The 17797-nt window shown below is 64.5% G+C and carries 15 protein-coding genes; 7 read left to right on the forward strand and 8 right to left on the reverse strand.

Annotated elements, in window-relative coordinates; translation table 11 throughout:
• The first annotated feature begins 35 nt into the window (after nt 1-35).
• A complete protein-coding gene (locus WDX12_RS18855; protein ID WP_434725672.1) occupies nt 36-2540 on the forward strand; it encodes a CoA transferase in 2505 nt (834 codons plus the stop codon).
• A gap of 117 nt (nt 2541-2657) precedes the next feature.
• Here WDX12_RS18855 and WDX12_RS18860 read toward each other — a convergent pair whose 3' ends face one another.
• From WDX12_RS18860 to WDX12_RS18885, 6 genes are all read right to left on the reverse strand, one after another.
• Nucleotides 2658-3617, reverse strand: coding sequence for a helix-turn-helix domain-containing protein (locus WDX12_RS18860; RefSeq protein ID WP_434721568.1), 960 nt, complete (start codon nt 3615-3617; stop codon nt 2658-2660).
• A gap of 337 nt (nt 3618-3954) precedes the next feature.
• Entirely contained in the window at nt 3955-4443 is a 489-nt protein-coding gene (locus tag WDX12_RS18865) for a nuclear transport factor 2 family protein (protein ID WP_434721569.1), read from the reverse strand.
• A 26-nt stretch (nt 4444-4469) separates the two neighbouring features.
• Nucleotides 4470-4652, reverse strand: a complete 183-nt coding sequence (locus WDX12_RS18870; RefSeq protein ID WP_434721570.1) for a nuclear transport factor 2 family protein — start codon at nt 4650-4652, stop codon at nt 4470-4472.
• Nucleotides 4653-4661: 9 nt separating this feature from the next.
• On the reverse strand, nt 4662-4859 hold the full coding sequence (locus tag WDX12_RS18875; protein ID WP_434721571.1) for a nuclear transport factor 2 family protein: 198 nt from the start codon (nt 4857-4859) through the stop codon (nt 4662-4664).
• A gap of 1 nt (nt 4860) precedes the next feature.
• Nucleotides 4861-5757, reverse strand: a complete 897-nt coding sequence (locus tag WDX12_RS18880; RefSeq protein WP_434721572.1) for an MBL fold metallo-hydrolase — start codon at nt 5755-5757, stop codon at nt 4861-4863.
• Nucleotides 5758-5811: 54 nt separating this feature from the next.
• Nucleotides 5812-6132, reverse strand: coding sequence for a MoaF-related domain-containing protein (locus WDX12_RS18885; RefSeq protein ID WP_434721573.1), 321 nt, complete (start codon nt 6130-6132; stop codon nt 5812-5814).
• 141 nt (nt 6133-6273) lie between these two features.
• On the opposite strand from WDX12_RS18885, the gene WDX12_RS18890 reads away from it, so the two are divergent.
• A complete protein-coding gene (locus WDX12_RS18890) occupies nt 6274-7176 on the forward strand; it encodes a LysR family transcriptional regulator (RefSeq protein WP_434721574.1) in 903 nt (300 codons plus the stop codon).
• 68 nt (nt 7177-7244) lie between these two features.
• On the opposite strand, the gene WDX12_RS18895 is transcribed toward WDX12_RS18890, so the two are convergent.
• Nucleotides 7245-10649, reverse strand: a complete 3405-nt coding sequence (locus WDX12_RS18895; RefSeq protein WP_434721575.1) for an acyl-[ACP]--phospholipid O-acyltransferase — start codon at nt 10647-10649, stop codon at nt 7245-7247.
• A 442-nt stretch (nt 10650-11091) separates the two neighbouring features.
• Nucleotides 11092-11838: an IclR family transcriptional regulator gene (locus tag WDX12_RS18900; RefSeq protein ID WP_320294597.1), complete on the reverse strand. Its 747-nt coding sequence runs from the start codon at nt 11836-11838 to the stop codon at nt 11092-11094.
• A gap of 161 nt (nt 11839-11999) precedes the next feature.
• Between WDX12_RS18900 and WDX12_RS18905 the strand changes: the two genes are divergently transcribed.
• The 5 genes from WDX12_RS18905 (at nt 12000) to WDX12_RS18925 (ending at nt 17768) form a co-directional block, all read left to right on the forward strand.
• Entirely contained in the window at nt 12000-13391 is a 1392-nt protein-coding gene (locus tag WDX12_RS18905; protein WP_434721576.1) for a transaminase, read from the forward strand.
• A gap of 3 nt (nt 13392-13394) precedes the next feature.
• Nucleotides 13395-14192, forward strand: a complete 798-nt coding sequence (locus WDX12_RS18910; protein WP_434721577.1) for an SDR family oxidoreductase — start codon at nt 13395-13397, stop codon at nt 14190-14192.
• Nucleotides 14189-14962, forward strand: a complete 774-nt coding sequence (locus WDX12_RS18915; protein WP_434721578.1) for an SDR family NAD(P)-dependent oxidoreductase — start codon at nt 14189-14191, stop codon at nt 14960-14962. Before WDX12_RS18910 ends, WDX12_RS18915 begins: the two co-directional genes overlap by 4 nt.
• Nucleotides 14963-15028: 66 nt before the next feature.
• The gene (locus WDX12_RS18920) at nt 15029-16693 is read left to right on the forward strand and encodes an amidohydrolase (RefSeq protein ID WP_434721579.1); all 1665 of its coding nucleotides are present in this window, start codon (nt 15029-15031) and stop codon (nt 16691-16693) included.
• Nucleotides 16680-17768: a CobW family GTP-binding protein gene (locus WDX12_RS18925; RefSeq protein WP_434721580.1), complete on the forward strand. Its 1089-nt coding sequence runs from the start codon at nt 16680-16682 to the stop codon at nt 17766-17768. The genes WDX12_RS18920 and WDX12_RS18925 overlap by 14 nt, the downstream gene beginning before the upstream one ends.
• Nucleotides 17769-17797 lie beyond the last annotated feature (29 nt).

The raw sequence follows: 17797 nt of genomic DNA on the forward strand, positions 1-17797 counted from the left end.
CTGCTTCCGACCCATCAATTGACCAGGCGAAAAAGATGCATCGTTCAACCCTTCCGCTGCACGGCATCAAGGTCGTCGATTTCGGCCAGTACATCGCGGGACCGGCCGTGGCGATGATCCTTGGCGATCTCGGCGCCACGGTCGTGCATGTGGATCCGCCATCGGGTCCGCTGTGGGACAGCCCAGCCAACGCCACGCTCAACCGGAACAAGCTGATCGTTTCCATCGATTTGAAGACCAAGGCGGGACTCGCGCAAGCACGATCCCTGGTCGAGCAAGCCGACATCGTCGTCGAGAATTTTCGCCCGAGCGTGCTCAGCCGCCTCGGCATCGATTTCGCCGAACTTCGTCGGGCGCGGCCGGAGTTGATCACCGTCTCTATCCCCGGCTTTGCGTCCAACGATCAACTCCGTCGCGAATGGCGGGCTTTCGAAGCCGTCATCGCCGCGTCCTCGGGTGTCTTCACGGATATGGGGCTCAACCGCGTCTTGATGGGCGTCAACCCCTCCTTCTCGCCACTCCCGCTGGCCTCCGCCTACGGCACGATGCTGGCTGCCTCGGCAACCGTTCTGGCACTTCAGGCGCGCGAACGTACCGGAACGGGCGACCAAATCGAAGTGCCGCTCGCCTGCGCGGTCATGGAAGGTCTCGCCTACAACTCGATCAGGATCGACAACTATCCGCTTCGCTACAAGACCCAGCGGGAAAGCGAGATCGAACGCAGACGTGCCGAAGGCTTGCCGATGGACCTCTCCTACGAGGCCCTGCAGGAGTTGCTCGACCCGTTCTATCGCAGCTACAAATGCAAGGATGGGCGCATGTTCTATGTGGTCTGTCCGAGTCACAAAAATCACGCCAAGCGCTGCCTGAAGGCTCTCGGCCTCTATGACGAGCTCGTTGCGGAAGGATTGAGGGAGGAAGCCGACACCTATCTGCCGGTCAGTGAATGGACCTCCGATGTCTCGCTTGGCGTCTACCCCTTGCCGAAATACTGGGCCGACAAGATTGCGGCGCGCATGAAGGCGGTGTTCCTGACCCGAACCGCCAAGGAATGGGAACGTATCTTTGGCAAGGGGCAGTTTCCTGGCGCGCCGCAGCGTTGGCTGCAAGAATGGATCAGTGACGATCACGCCGAATGCGCCGGCCTGATGATCGAGGTCGACGACCCCGTTTACGGACGCATGATCCAGCCTGGCCCTATGGCCTGGCTTGAAGAGAGTGGCGAGGTCATGCTGAGCCCGACGCCCCGGTATTGGGTCGGTTTCGACGTTGCAATGGCGGCCCTGTCCGAACATCCGACAGAACCGCGTTCGGTACCGTCCACCGGCGCGCAAGCAGGATGGCTGGACGGCATGCGGGTCCTCGATCTCTGCAACGTCATTGCCGGCCCGCATTCGGCTTCCTATCTCGCCCGCTTCGGGGCGGAGGTCATCAAGGTCGATCCGGCGAAGCCGCTTTACGATTGCTGGAACACAGTGATTTTCGGCATGACCCACATGCGCGGCAAGCGCTCGGTGCTTGCCGATTTAGGGTCGCCGGACGGCCGCGCTGTTTTCGAAGCGCTGGTCAAGTCGGTCGATGTCATCGTCTGGAATGCGACTGAGCGCCAGGTCAAGGACAAGGGGCTCGATCTCGATGGTCTGCGCGAGCTCAATCCGAAAGCGATCTTTTGCCAGCTCGATTGCTTCGGCGGCGTGCGTCGCGGGCCACGCACCGACTATCTCGGCTATGACGACCTGGTGCAGGCGGCCACAGGCATCATGCAGCGATTCGGCGGGTCCATGGACACACCCGAGGAGCACGCCCATGTCGGCACCATCGACGTCATGTGCGGCTTCGGCGCGGCGCTCGGCATCGCCGCAGCCCTCTATCAGAAGTCCAGAACCGGGCGGATCGGTCGAGCGCGGACCTCGCTGTCCGCGCTGAGCGGCCTCGCGCAGATGCCGTTCTGCTACGACTACCAGGGTCGCCAGCTATTCAGCGAAGCGGCCGGGCCTCGGGTCAAAGGCAACGACGCCCTCACTCATGTCTACGATACAGCGTCCGGACAAAGCGTTCTGCTGAGTGCTTTGGAGGCGGATATACCGCGCTTGGCCAAAGTGGAGGGCCTCGAGGGCATCGCTCGATCCCCGAAGGAAGACCGCGTGCACTATCTGACGGGAGCGCTGATGAAAGGCTCCGCCGAGACATGGCTGACCCGTCTCAGGGCGGCCGATGTTGGAGCGGCTATCTGCGAAAACATCGAGACGATCAGATCAAGGAATTCGCGACCGGCGGACGCCGCTCCGGGGACGCGCAACGGTAGCTATTCATTCTCGGTCTATCACGATCACCCGAGCGGGCATGTGGTGACGCAGCTTGACCCGTACGCGATCCGCCCAACGGTCGCAAAGGTCTACGCCATGCCGCCGGCGGAGAAGTACGGCGCTTCGACGCGCTCGGTTCTTATGTCGCTTGGATACAGCGAGGCTCAGATCGAAGGCCTTTTATCCGGAGGAGCAATCAGCGAGTGCTGGAGCCGTGAATATCTACCTAGTTGAGAGCCGACGAATTATTGTGGTTCGACGGCCAAGTTGGCTGCGCGAACCGAGGGTCAAAAGGCTTCTCTGATGACCGAACCGGTGAACCTGGGCCGCTCAGAGCAGCCGGCGTTACCCTCAATGCACCATCGTCCGCACCCTCTCCCTTAACTCACGCGGCGCGACATCATACTTGCTCTTGAACGCTCGTGAAAAATGCGCGCTGGAATTGAAGCCGCAGGCGAAGGCGATTTCCGAGATCGAGGCTGAGGCGCGGGCTGGGGAGAGCAACGCCTCCTTGCTGCGCTCCAGCCGGCGGTCCCAGACGAAGCGCTCCAGGGTCATGCCTTCGCCCTCGAAAGCGCGGTGGAGGTAGCGGCGCGAGCAGCCCATGTGGCGGGCGATGTCCTCGGCCGAGAGATTGCTGCGCGAAAGGTTGGCGTCGATATAGGCGACGATGCGCTCGCGCAGCGCTTCCAGCGGCGAGCGGCGGAATTCCGGCGCCATGGGCTTGGCCTGGATCAGGCCGTTGACGAGCTGGATCAGGCTCTCGCCGACGCGGCGGCAGCCGGCTTCGTCGAGCTTGTGTGCCTCGCCGATCGCCATCTGCATCAGGCCCGACACGATATGGGTCAGGCTGTCGTCCTCGCCCGGCAGCGGCAGCGGCGCCGAAAGCCGCGCCAGCGTCTCGTCGCCGAAAGTCGAGCGCGGCACCTGCAGGATGAGCTGGTCGACATCGGAAAGGTTTTGCAGCGAATAGCTGCGCACCGGGTCGTAGATGATCGCCGCGCGCGGCCCGAGATCGACGGCAACCTGCTGCTGCTCGAAGCGGCTGCGGCCCTTGCGCTGCATCAGGATCTTGATCGCGTCGGGATCGAAGCTGCGCCAGAAGGCGCGGTCGTTGAGAACCAGATGCGACTTGGCCCTGATCTCGGACAGGCGGCAGGCGCCGAGATTGACCGAGACCAGCTTCGGCAGCGACGGCGCCTCGCCGCGAGAGAAGCGCTGGGTGATCGGGCCGAACAGCATCCGCGAGGCGGACAGGAAGGCTTCGCCGTCGGCGACGCTCACATGGTGGCCGTGCATCGTTTCCTCCATTTCGTTCCGTCTCCCGTCTTGATGCGGGATTTTGAGAAGCAACGGCAGCGCCGATGCAACCGACAAATAACTTAACATGCTAATCATCTCCGCCGCAACGGCGGAAATCGTTCACTCACCGCTCGTTGATCAAGGAAGTGCACAGAGCAGGCAAGAAGGCGCTAGCGAGCGGCCGGGACGCCTCACATTTCCCCGGCCCCTCGATATTGAACCTCAGCTCGACGCCGGGCGTCATGGATGCTCCCAATTTGCGCACCTAGAGCGAATTCATTCCGGACGATAGCGAGGCGCCAAGCAGGGGCCCTCGGTGCCAGATTTTCCGTTGAGAAAATCCAGGTCAGTACATCGACCTTTTGTTGACGGCATCCGCAGGGACAGGCTGCATTACATCCCAATGCTCGGCGATTTTGCCATTTTCTACACGGAAAATGTCAACAATGACCGTTTCTGGGCTGCCGCCGAATTTCGGCTGTACGACCTGGGTCATAACGAGGTCGCCCTCCGCGATGACGCGCTTGAAGTCGACCTTCTGCTTCGGCCAATGGGAAACGCCCATCTTCTCAAGCAACTGTTTCACAGCGTCGCGACCATCCGTCATCGTCGGATTGTGCTGGATATAGTTTTCGGCCCAATAGCGATCCAGCGCGGTCAGATCGTGATCGCCGAAAAGCTCCTGATAGGCCTGAAGGACAATCGTCTTGTTTTTCTGAGTAAGCTCATATTGCTGCATGACCTTCTTGGCTGGTTTTGTCGTTTCCCCACTCGCGGAAGTCGCCAGGGCGGCCGCGGCGATGAGGGCGGCGCCAAAGATTCTGAGGTTTTTCATTTAGTCTCTTTCCTTGAAATCGGATGTCAGCTGAGTGCTCGGGCGACCAGGACAGTGTCCACATATTGCCGCATGCGAATGATCCGGCCGTCCCTCAATTCATAGAGGTGGGCGAAGGGAGCGGTCATCGCTTTGCCCGTGGAATTGTAGGTGCCCGAATACACGCCGAAGGCGGCGACCCGGTCGCCATCGGCAAGATAGCTATGCACATTCGCGCGTTAGCCGGTCCATTCGGTGGCCAAGCGCTGGAAAACGCCTTTCATCAGGGCTTCCACACCGACGTAAGTGCCGGCATAAGGAAAGCCTTCGGCCTCTGTCCATTCGACATCGGGCGAGAGAACGGCGAGCAGATTGCCGCCGTTCTCCTCGGAGGAGCCTTCATAGGTCCTGCGGATCAGTTCGAGATTGCTGATCATCTCAGCCCCACTTCATCTCGCCCTTGGCGACCTTCGAGCCGATGTCGAGGGCGACACCCATGCCGAGGTTCGGGAAGCGAGCCTCCATCGCGGTCTTCAGCGCGGCGGCGTCGGTGGCCTTGGCGAGTTCTTCCTCGAAGGCCAGCAGATAGGTCTTGGTGTGCTCGACAGCCGAGATGTCGACCGGCGCCTCCGGCGTCATGTGCCCCGGCACGACGATAGCCGGCTTGCGCGCTGCGATCTTGCCGAGATTGGCAACCCAGGCCGCGCGTTCTTCCTTCGTGGGCGTGTCGGCGGTCCAGACGTGCACACCGGCGAAGACCAGGACGCCACCGAACACCGCGTTCAGCGATGACGCCCAGAGGTAGCGGCGGTTGGCGAGGCCCTCGGCGGTAACGATCTCCACCGTATCGCCGTCCACCGTCAGCGACGGACCGTCAAAGGCTTCCGGCAGGACGATGTCGGCCAGGGCCTGCGGACCGTTTTCCTTGAGCTGGGGCCCCCAGACGGCGAGCTTCTTCTCGACCGAGGCCTTGATCGCAGCCACCGTCTCCGATGCGGCGATGACCTTGGCCTCCGGGAAAGCTTCACGCACCGGTTTGAGGCTGAAATAATAGTCCGGATCCGACTGGCTGACATAGATCGTGGTCAGCTTCTTGCCGCTGGCCTTGACTGCCTCGACCAGCCCGCGGCCGTCCGGATAAGTGAAGCCGCCGTCGATCAGCAGCGCCTCGGTGGCCCCGGAAAGCACGACCGGGGCACGGAAGAAGCCGTTCGGACCGGCGGGAAAGTGCTTCCAGACGAGCCCGGTTCCGGCGGCACGGCCGATATCGGCGGGAGCAAAAGCGGCGGCGGCGATGGCAACGGAAGTTTTCATGATCTGTCTCCTGGTGAACATTTGAAACTCCTTATGTGATGGCAAAGAAATCTGTCTGCGCGCCCGAAGCCGGGGCTAGGTCAACCGGGTCCAAGTGCCGGACAAATTGAGGAAGCTGCGGTCGGGCCGTGTGATGTTTGTGTGGACGACCCCGTTCTCGAAATCCTCGATGTGGGTCACGGTCGTGCCGTCAGCCTCAATCCAGGTCACCATGAACACGCCCTGACGAATGGCGACTGCCCGATAGGTCACCGCCTCCGCCTTGCCGAAGTCGTCCGCTTGCGCGGGGGCAAACCGCATGCTTTGCCCGTCGCTGTCGAACTTCAAATGAAACGCGAGTTCGCCAAAACGAGCCTCGTACATGTGGCCGATTGCGGGAAAGATGTTTGCCGTCATGCAGGGGCCTTCGAATGTTGGGCGGATCAGGCGGTGGCTGAACTCCACGCACAAAAAATGCCCTGTTTGTATTGATCGATAAATCCCAATGAATTGGATTCAATGTAAGCTGGAGGCACACAATCCTGCGGAGCGACCACCATGGAAGCGATCAATCTCAATAGGCTGGCCTACTTCGCCGCCGTGGTGGAGGCTGGTTCCTTCACGCGGGCGGCTGAACGTCTCGGCATCACCAAGACTGTCGTGAGCCAGCAGGTGGCGCGACTTGAACAGGATGTGAAGACAAGCCTCCTGCTTCGCACGACCCGGCGCGTTGAGCCGACCGAGGCGGGGCGGCAGCTTCACGCGCGATGCATGACGATTCTGCGGGAGGCCGAGGCGGCCTTCGACGACCTCGCCCAGACAAACGCCCAGCCGGTGGGCGTTCTGCGCGTCACCGCGCCGAATGATTATGGCACCGCCACCATAGCGCCGCTTGCAGCCCGGTTCTGTCGTGCCTATCCGGCATGTCGCGTTGACCTGATGCTTTCGGACACCAGGATCGATCTGATCGCGAACCAGATTGATCTGTCGATCCGTGCAGGGTGGCTAGCGGACTCGAGTCTTCAGGCACGCCGGATCGGTTCCTTCAAGCAGTTTCTCGTGGCCGCGCCTGATCTGGCGCGGAGTCTTTCGCCCGCCGAGCCTGAGGACCTGTCCGACTTGCCCTTCATCGCGAATGCCGCGTTGAAAGAGCCGCTCGTTTGGCGTTTTGCGCGAGGTGAGCACGATCGGCGTACAGTGCGGATGAAGCTCGGGCTGACAATCAACGCCACGCCGGCCGTTCTGGAGGCTACCTTGGCCGGCGCCGGCATGTCCATCCTTCCAGACTTCGCTTTGGGCGGCCATATGGCGGCCGGCCGGCTGGTGCCCGTTCTACCCGGCTGGGCCTTGCCCTCCGGCGGCATCCATGCCGTCTATCCGGCTGCCCGCTTCCGTCCGCCCAAGGTGACGAGATTTGTGGAGATGCTCGCCCAAGCCGGCAAAGCCGATGTCGGCACCTGATGTATGTCGCCCAAAAGTGCGCCGCGGCTTGATTGCGTCAAAGGCATGCTCGATGCGAGTCTGCAGGATCAGGCGGCCTTGACCTTCAGCTCTTCCGCGCCGCGCACCATCCGGGTCACGCCGGCGAAGTCGAGCTTGCCGGAACCGAGCACCGGCACCTTCGGCACGACGCGCACTTCGGCCGGCACCATCAGGTCCATGGCGCCGTTCGCCTTGGCGAAGGCCAGGAAGTCCGCGCGCGTCGCGCCGGAAGCCTCCGTGATCAGGATCAGCTTCTCGCCCTTGCGCGCGTCCGGCACCGTGGCGACAGCCGAGAGCGAGCCTTTCCACAGCTCCCCGGCCAGCGCCTCGATCGCGGCAAGAGAGACCATCTCGCCGGCGATCTTGGCGAAGCGCTTGGCGCGGCCGCGGATCGAGATGAAGCCCGCGTCGTCTACCGTGACGACGTCGCCGGTGTCGTGCCAGCCGTCTTCCAGCGTCTCCAGCACGCCCGGGTTCTCGGCGCGCAGATAGCCGGCCATGACGTTGGGGCCGCGCACGTAAAGCCGCCCGCCTTCGTCGACGCCGGGCACCGGCTCCAGCCGGTACTCCATCCCGGGCATGATTTTGCCGACGCTGCCCGACTTGTTGTACATCGGCGTGTTGATGGCGATCACCGGCGCGGCCTCGGTCACGCCGTAGCCTTCCAGGATGCGCAGGCCGAACTTTTCCATGTAGGTCGTGCGCGTGGCGGCCTTGACCGGCTCGGCGCCGGCGAAGCAGTAGCGCACCGAGCGGAAGTCGTAAGGATGCGCCGTGCGGGCGTAGCCGGCGAGGAACGTATCGGTGCCGAAGATGATCGTCGCGTTCGACGCATAGATCAGCTCCGGCACGATGCGGTAGTGCAGCGGCGAGGGGTAGAAATAGACCGGCACGCCGGAGATAAGCGGTAGCACCGTGCCCGCCGTCATGCCGAAGGAGTGGAAGATCGGCAGCACGTTGAACACCTTGTCGCCCGAGTGGAAGTCGATGCGCGAGGCGGCCTGGGCGGCATTGGCCAGGATGTTGCGGTGGGTCAGCACCACGCCCTTGGGCGTGCCCTCCGAGCCCGAGGTGAACAAGATCGCCGCCGGGTCGTCAGCCTTGCGCGCCACTCGCGGCGTCGCCTTGCGCAACAGTCCGAGCAGCTTGTCCTTGAGGCCGATCGTGGCGCGCAGATCGTCGAGCCAGACGATGTCGACCGAGCGGCCGATCTCCTCGACCATCGGGCCGAGCTTTGCCTGCTCGACGAAGGCGCGGGAGGTGAGCACGGTGCGCACCTCGGCCGCTTTGCAGGCCGACAGGATGTTCGCGGCACCCGCGGTGAAGTTGATCATCGCCGGCACCTTGCCGGACGACATGACGCCGAGCAGGGCCGCGCAGGCGCCGTTGGCGTTGGGCAGCATGATGCCCAGCGTCTTTTGTCCGGCATAGAGATGCTCGAACTTCTCGCCGAGCACGGCGGCGGCCGTCAGCAGCTTGCCGTAGCTCAGCGAACCGGTGACCGGATCCTGCACGGCAAGCTCCTTCATGCCGCGCTCGTTGGCCGTCTCGATGATCTTCTGAAGCACGGTCTTGTCGATGTCCTGCGTGCGGAAGACGAGGTCCGACATCACCTGGTAGAGTGCTGCGCCCGCCGCGGCGCGGCGCTGGCGGCCCTTCAGTTCCTGCGGCACGTCGAGCTTCACCGGCTCCAGTATGGTCACCTTGACCTTCGGGAACAGGCGGCGGCGCACATGCTGCGAGGAGAGTCGCGAGAAATAGCTCTTTTCCAGCCCGTCGATGCGCACCGGCACCACCATCGAGCCGGTCTTGTCGGCAACCATGGCGGCGCCGTCATAGACCTTCATCAGGCCGCCGGTGACGGTGATGCGGCCTTCCGGGAAGATGACCAGCGGATCGCCGCCCTGCACGATCTTGATCAGCGTGCGGGTCGACATCGGCTTGGCCGGATTGAGTGGCAAGGCGCGGGCAAGCTTCATGAACGGCTTCATCCACCAGGCCTGGGCGATCGTGTAGTCGATGGCGAAGACCGGCTCCTCGTCGGTCAGCGTCAGCGCCAGCGGGCCGTCGAGGAAGCTGACATGGTTGAGCGCCAGGATCGGCGCCTTGCCGGCCGCCTTGAGGTTGTCGATACCCTCGACCTCCAGGCGCAGGAAGGCGCGGAACAGGATTGAGACGAAATCGCGGAACGGATTGGTCGGCAGGTATTTCAGCATCAGCCAGGCGGCGATCGCGTTGGCGACGACGAGGCCGAACAGGATGCCCGCGATGGAGACGCCGGCGGCCTGGATGGCGGCGACGAGGATGCCGCCCACGGTCATGAAGCCGGCATTGACGATGCTGACCGCCGCGACGACACGGGCGCGGCGAGCCTCAGGCGACCAGGCCTGCACGGCGGCGAAGGTCGGCACCACCAGGAAGGCGGCGGCAATCGCCATGCCGGCGAGATCGATGGCGACACGGATAGTGTTCGGCCCGGCGAAAAAGGCGGCAAGCGTCTCGGCCTTGGGCGAGGGCTGCATGCTGCCGATGGTCCACGCAAGATGCAGGCCGAACAGCGCCAGCAGCGCGGTGCCGACCGGCGCCGGCAGCAGCACCATGCGCCCTTGCGACATCCAGGCGGCGATCGCCGAGCCGATGGCGATGGAGACGGCGAACACCGCGAGATAGGCGGTGACGGCGATCTCGTTGCCGCCGAGCGAATCCTTGATCAGCGTCGGCAGGATCGAAAGCACGATCGCGCCGACCAGCCAGAACCACGAGGTCATCAGGCCGGCGCGCCAGATGCGCGTGTCGGTGCGCAATTCGGTGACTTGCCGCCAGGTCGAGCGGAAGATGTTCTTGTCGATGACGAGGTCGGGCGCCGCTGAGCCGGTGGCAGGGATGTAGCGGCTGACCAGCCAGCAGCCGACGGCCAGCGCCATCATGATCGGCCCGAAAACCGCGACGCCGATGCCGTCGGCGGAAACGACACCGCCGGCTATGGTACCGCCGAGGATCGCGGCGAAGGTGGCCGACTCGATCCAGGCATTGGCCTTGGGCAGTTCCTTGCGCTCGAGATGATCGGGGAGGATGCCGTATTTGATCGGCCCGAACAGCGCCGAGATGACGCCGAACATCAACAGCGCCGTCATCAGCACGGGGATCGACGACAGCGCGATGCCGGCGACGGAAACCGCGGCCGCGGCGATCTCGGTGAATTTCAGCCGCTTGGCGATCAGCGCCTTGTCGAAACGATCGGCGATCTCGCCGCCCAATGCCGAAAGCAGCAGGAAGGGGGCCATGAAAACGGCGCCGGCCAGCGTCACCAGCGACGCGGCCTGATCCTTCGCCAGCGTGAAGAGAATGAGGAACACCAGCGTGTTCTTCAGGAAATTATCGTTGAAGGCCGAGAGGAATTGCGTCCAGAAGAGAGGCGCGAAGCGCCGCGACATCATCAGATGGGAGTTCATGGCAATTTCCATTGGGCAAGTCCGCCTGGCAATCCGATTGGACTGAGCGGACACTTGCGCGGTTTGAGCCTTGTTTATCGGGAAGCGGTTAAACTTCGTTACTGCGATTCAATCCAATCCATTTGGCCAATCCATTTGTTTCTTGTCCTTGGCGCCTGGAATCTGTCGTCCATGACCGGTCTCCAGGCTTTCCAGGCAATTGACCGTTTGCGGGCTTGGCTGTCGGCGAGCATCGATATGATCCTTTCGTTTCAGCGTTAAGCCGGATCGGCGCCGGTCTGTTTCAGGCCGGATACATTGCTTTGAACGTTGTTCACGGACGCACCATAGCACATCGTGAACAGCGTTCAAGAGAAAAATGAACGGTGTTCACAAGCGGAAAGCGTAGGTTAAAAAATGCCTCAAGGCAGTGGTCCGTGGCTTCGGCCGCCGGTGGGGCGTCTCACGCCTCGCCGGTCAACCGCGCCGAGATCAGCCGGGCCGCCCTGACCGCCGCCTCGCCTTGTCCGGCCGCCGTCGCGTCGTCGACGCGCGAGACGGGGGAGGCGACGGCCAGCGTGCCGATCGGCTGACCGTCGGTGCCGAGGATGGCCGCGCCGATGCTGTGCACGCCTTCCTCATAGCCCTGGGCGCTGCGCGAATAGCCGCGCGAAGCGGCAAGCGCGATGGCTTTTACCAGATCGTCCGGCTGCGTCATCGTGAACGAGGTGAAGGCCTGCAGCGGCTTTTCCAGATAGGCGCCGACCGCTTCCAGGCGTGAGGCGGCGAGGAACGCGATGCCTGAGGCGGTGCCGTGCAGCGGCAGCACCTGGCCGACATCGACATTGACGCGGTTGGCCTTGGCCGACAGCTCCACATGCAGCGTAAGCAGCGCGCCGGCGCTGAACTCGGACAGATGCACTGTCTCGCCGGTTTCCAGCGACAGCTCGCGAATGACCGGCGCGGCCAGGCGCACGAAGGGGAAATGCGCGTCGCGGATGCGGGCGAGCCGCGACAGGCCGGCGCCCAGCCGGTAGCGACGACTCCGCGGCTCCTGCTCGATCAGCCGGTGCGCGGCAAGCGCCATCAGAAGCCGCCTGGCGGTGGCCTTGTCGAGGCCGGCGCGGCGGGCAAGCTCGGAGAGGCCGATCTCGGGTTCGTGCAGGGTGAACAGCTCCAGCAGCGACACCGCCTTGCCCACCGTGCTCATTGTCCGCTCTCCGAGATACTTCGCATGTGAATTAACTTGACAGGCGCTCTTGCTGCCTTCAGTGTGTCTATAACATACAAAACACTGGTTCAAATAGTGAACCGTTTGGGAACAATTTAGCGCTCCGGAATTTTGCGCGCCAGGGAGAGTTCAGCGCCGTGATGGCCGCCAGCAAGACTGCTTTGCAACCCGCAACGATCGACGGCCTGCTCGACCGCGAGCAGGCGCGGTTCCTCGACACGCATCCCCGCTCGGCAGCGGCCTGGGAGGAGGGCAAGACGCATTTCCTCTATGGCGGACCGTCGCATTGGATGCGCCGTTGGGCCGGCGGCTTCCCGGTCTATGCCGCTTCGGCGCGCGGCGCGCATATCCGCGACATCGACGGCCACGACTATGTCGACTTCGCGCTTGGCGACACCGGCGGCATGTGCGGCCACGCGCCGGAAGCGGTGACGCGCGCGGCGCTCCACCAGTTGCAGAATGGCACGACGATGATGCTGCCCACCGAGGACAGCCTCTGGGTCGGCGCCGAGCTCACGCGCCGCTTCGGTCTGCCTTACTGGACGCTGACCACTTCGGCCACAGATGCCAATCGCGGCGCCATCCGCATTGCCCGCATGATCACCGGCCGCCCCAAGGTGCTGGTCTTCTCCGGCTGCTATCACGGCGGCGTCGAGGAGGCGCATGTCGAGATCCGCGATGGCAAGATCGGCATGCGCAACATGATCCACCCGAACGGCGTCGACCATTCGGCCGTCTCCCGGGTGGTCGAGTTCAACGACGTCGCGGCGCTCGAGGAAGCGCTGTCGCATGGCGACGTCGCCTGCGTGCTGACCGAGCCGCTGATGACCAATTTCGGCATGATCCCGGTCGCCGAGGGCTTTCATGCAGCGCTGCGCGAGATCACGCGCCGCACCGGAACCGTGCTGATCATCGACGAGACGCACACCATCTCCAGCGGCCCCGGCGGCTACACCGCGCTGCACGGCCTGGAGCCGGACATGCTGGTCGCCGGCAAGGCGATCGCCGGCGGCATTCCGGCCGGCATCTTCGGCACCTCGCAAGAGATCGCCGAGCGGCTTTGGAAAATCGTGCCGATGGTCAATCCGCGCGTGCGCCAGTCGGCGCATCTCGGCATCGGCGGCACGCTGGCCGGCAACGCGCTCACCGTTGCCACCATGCGCGCCGTGCTGGAAGAGGTGCTGACGCCGGCCAACTTCGAACGGATGATCGCCAACGCCACGCGCCTTGCCGAGGCCGCGCGGAAAATCATCGCCGACAACAAATTGCCCTGGCATGTGACGCAGACCGGCGCCCGCGCCGAGATCATGTTCATGCCGAACCCGCCGCTGAGCGGCGCCGACGTCATCGCCGGTCGGCGCAGCGACCTTGAGACGCTTTTGCATGCCTTCTACATGAACGAGGGCATATTGGTGACGCCGTTCCACACCATGTTCCTGATGTGCCCGGCAACGTTGCCCGCCGATGTCGACCGCCACACGGAGGTCTTCGGCCGCTTCGTCGATCTCGTTCGCAGCGCGGGCGTCGTCTGAACGATGGCGAACCCGTTCGACCTCACGGGCAAGGTGGCGCTGGTGACCGGCGGCGGGCGCGGTATCGGCGCGGCAATCGTCGCGCGCTTTGCCGAGGCAGGCGCCTCGGTGGTCATTGCCAATCGAACGCTGGATGTCGCCGAGGCGCTTGCCATCGACCTGAAGGCGCGCGGCCTCTCCGCCCGCGCCGTCGCGCTTGCCGGGCTGGACCGCGGGGCGCTGCACGCACTCGTCGGCGATGTCGTGCGGGAGGTCGGCCGCATCGACATCGTCGTCCACAACGCCGGCGGCTGCCCCTGGGCGTCGGTCGAGGAGCTCGACGAGGAGAAGCTGGAAGAAGCGCTGGCGGTCAACCTCAAAGCCTGTTTCTGGCTGGCGCAGGCGGCCGCTCCGGCGATGCGCAAGAACGGTTTTGGTCGCATCATGGTGACGTCCTCAGTGTCGGCGCGGGTCGCCATGGCCGGCGGGGCGCACTATTCGGCAGCCAAGGCCGGCGTCAACGCCTTCATCCGCGGCGCGGCCTTCGAGCTCGCCCGCGACGGCATCACCGTCAATGGCGTCGAGCCGGGCTTCATCGCCAAGCCCGGGCGCGGCACGATGAGCAAGCCAGAGGTGGCGGACAGGCTCGGGCAATTCATCCCGATGGGGCATCTCGGCGAAGCCGACGACATCGCCTACGCCATGCTCTATCTCGCTTCGAAACAAGCGAAATACACCACCGGCCAGACCATCATCGTCGACGGCGGCTCGACCCTGCCGGAGACCGGTTACGCCGTCGAGCGGCATTGGGGGCTCGCATGAGCCGCCGCCTCGAAGGCCGCACGGCGCTGATCACCGGTGCCGCCACCGGCATGGGCCGCGCCACCGCCGAGCTGTTCGGGCGTGAGGGCGCCAAGGTCGTCGCCTTCGGGCATGGCGGGGACGTGCTGGCGGAAGCGGCCAAGGCCAGCGGCGGCACCGCCGTGCGCGGTGACATCACCGATGCCGGCGACATCGCTCAGGCCATCGATGCCTGTGACGGACGTCTCGACATCGTCGTCAACGCCGCTGGCGTCATGATCCTCGACGAGCCGGAGACGCTGAGCGACGAGACCTGGGCCAAGAGCTTCGCCGTCAACGTCACCGGTTCGATGATGGTCTGCCGCGCGGCGCTGCCGCTGCTCAAGGCGCGCGGCGGCGCCATCGTCAACATCGCCTCGGTCGGCGCCTTCAACGCCAGCGGCCAGAACGCCGCCTATTCGGCGAGCAAGGCGGCGCTCGTCTCCTACACTCGCTCGCTTGCCTTCGCGCATGGCGTCGACGGCATCCGCGCCAATGCGGTGGCGCCTGGCTGGGTGCGCACGCCGATGAGCGTCTACGAAATGAAGGTGGCTGCTGCCGCCAACGGCTCGACGCCCGACGCGGAGTTCAAGGCGCTGACCAATCGCATCGCGCTGCGCCGCGTCGCCGAACCCGAAGAGATCGCCTCCTGCTGCCTGTTCCTCGCCTCTGACGAAGCGTCCTTCGTCACCGGCGCGGTGCTGGTGGCGGATGGCGGCGGTCGCGCCCCGACACAGAACAGGGCGGTGTGACGTGAATTGAGGTTTTGCTCGCCGAGCAGCGTGGAGGCGCAGGCCGGTGGGAGAGGAGGAGAAAAAATGCCCGACAGAAGTGCCGACCTGGTTTTCACCAATGGCCGCATCTACACGCTCGTCCGCAAGCGGCCCTGGGCCTCGGCCGTCGCCGTCAAGGGCGGCCGCATCGTCGCGGTCGGCGAGGCCGCTGATGTCGCCGCGCTGACCGGCGCTGCCACCCGCGTCGTCGACCTCGAGGGCGCGATGATGATGCCGGGCATCGTCGACGTGCATGCGCATCTGATGATGGGCGGCCAGGCCGAGCTCTTCGAGCTGCGTTTCCCGCCGACGGCAAGCTTCGAGACGCTGATCGCGCGCGTCGGCGAGGCGGCGGCCAAGGCGCCGGAAGGCTCCTGGATCATCGGCGGCCAATGGGGCAGCGATCTCTTGCCGAAGCTCAACCGGCTGGAAGCGCTGGCGGCGCTCGACCGCGTTAGCCAGGGCCGGCCGGTGATGCTGCGCGACGACACCTATCACAACCGCTGGGTCAATTCGCAGGCGCTTGTTCTCGCTGGCCTTTCCGCTTCGTCGCCCGATCCGGAGAAGGGTTCGATCGGCCGCGATCCGGCGACCGGCGCGCTGACCGGCATGATGATCGAATCCGCCGCCGGCATCGTCGAGCGCACCATCGCGCAATCCGGCCATTACACCGAAGAGATGGACCGCGCCGCGATGGCGCGCTCGATCGCGACGCTCAACTCCTACGGCGTCACCGCATTCCTCGACGCCGCCGCCATGCAGCCGATCCTCGCGGCGCTGAAAGGCCTCGACGATCGCGGCGAGCTGACCGCATGGTCGGTCTCGGCGATGCCGGCGGTCGAGCCTTCCTTCATGTTCGGCATTGCCGGCGACGAGCTGATCGCGCTGCGCGAGCAGTATCGCGGCGTCCACGCCAAGCCGGATTTCGTGAAAATCTTCCTCGACGGCGTGCCGGGCGCCCGCACCGCCGCCTTCCACGAGCCCTACACCAAGGACCCGGTGCTCGGCTGCTGTTTCCGCGGCTCGACCATCGTCACCGTACCGGAGCTGATCCGCTGGGTCGGCAAATGCGAGAAGCTCGGCCTCGGCGTGAAGATCCATTGCGCCGGCGATGCCGCCGTCAGCCAGGCGCTGGATGCCATCGACGTCGTTCGCTCCTTCAATGGACCGACTAAGCTGAAGCATCACATTGCGCATGCGAGCTACATCGCGCCGGACGACGTCGCCCGCTTCGCCGAGCTTGGCGTTGTCGCCGATCTCTCGCCGTTCCTGTGGTATCCGACGAGCTTCCTCGAAGGCCACAAGCAGACCATGGGCGAGGCACGCGCGCTGCGCTTCTGGCCGAACAGGGACCTGCTTGCGGCCGGCGCACTGCTGGCCGGCGGCTCCGATTGGCCGGTGATGCCGAACCCCGATCCGTGGGACGGCATCGAAGGGCTGGTGACGCGCCGCAACCCGAGCGGCGAGTTTCCGGGCGCCGCGCTCTGGCCGGAGCAGGCGATCGACGTCGCGACAGCGCTGGAAATCTTCACCATCAACTCGGCTCGCGCGATCGGCCTCGCCGACACCGTCGGCTCGATCGAGATCGGCAAATCGGCCGATCTCATCGTGCTCGACCGCAACGTGCTGGAGACGCCGGCCGAGGACCTCGCCGACACCAAAGTGCTGACGACCTGGTTCGAGGGGAGGGTGGTCTATGAGCGCGCCTGATCCCACCAGCGACGCGAGGATCCCGGTGACAATCCTCACCGGCTTTCTCGGCAGCGGCAAGACGACGGTGCTCAACCGCCTGCTGCGCCAGCCGTCGCTTGCAGGTGCTGCCGTCATCGTCAACGAATTCGGCGCAGTTGGACTCGACCATCTGCTGATCGAGGCGAGCGAGGAGCAGTTCACGCTGCTCGACAATGGCTGCGTCTGCTGCACCGTGCGCGGCGATCTCGTCGCCACGCTGAAGGAGCTCGACCGCAAGAGTCAGGCCGGCGAAACGAGGCCGCTTTCTCAGGTGATCGTCGAAACCACAGGGCTCGCAGATCCAGCGCCGATCCTGCACACGCTGATGGCCGAAGCCGAGCTTATGACTCGCTTTCGCATCGGCGGTGTCGTCACCACCGTCGATGTGGTGAATGGCGCGGCGACGCTCGCCCGCCATTCCGAGGCCGCCAAGCAGGTCGCCGTCGCCGACCGGCTGCTGATCACCAAGACCGATCTCGTTTCGAACGAAGCGCTTGGCGACTTGCAGCACCACCTTGAGCATCTGGCGCCGGCCGTCGAGCAAACCATTGCCCGCAACGGCGAAGTCGAACTCGATCTGCTGGCGAGCTTGCCCGCTGATGCCGCGTCGGATGTGGCCCGCATCGCCGGGCGGCTCGAAGCGGCGGATCATCACGACCATGCATGCGGACCTGATTGCCACCATGGCCACGATCATCATCACGACACCCATCACGGCATCCGGTCCTTCAGCTTCATCATCGACAAGCCGGTCGAGTGGAGCGCTTTCGCCCGCTGGCTTGACTATGTCGCGGCGCTGAAGGGCGAGAACCTGCTGCGCTTCAAGGCCATCGTGCGCACAACGGACGATCCCGAGCGGCCGCTGGTGCTGCATGGCGTGCAGCATGTCTTCCACCCGCCGGCGCGGCTCGACCGCTGGCCGTCAGCGGACCGTCGCACCCGGCTGGTGTTCATCGTCCGCGACATCGAGCGCGAGACCATCGCCCGCACGCTGGTGAAATTCGCCGCCATCGATGCCGCGAGCATCGCCACGCCGGCGCTCGCCGCCGCCTGAAACCGAATAACATGATGACAAAAATGGGA

Origin of the sequence: Mesorhizobium sp. RIZ17 (assembly GCF_051127865.1) — a bacterium.
Taxonomy (GTDB): Bacteria; Pseudomonadota; Alphaproteobacteria; order Rhizobiales; family Rhizobiaceae; genus Mesorhizobium; species Mesorhizobium humile.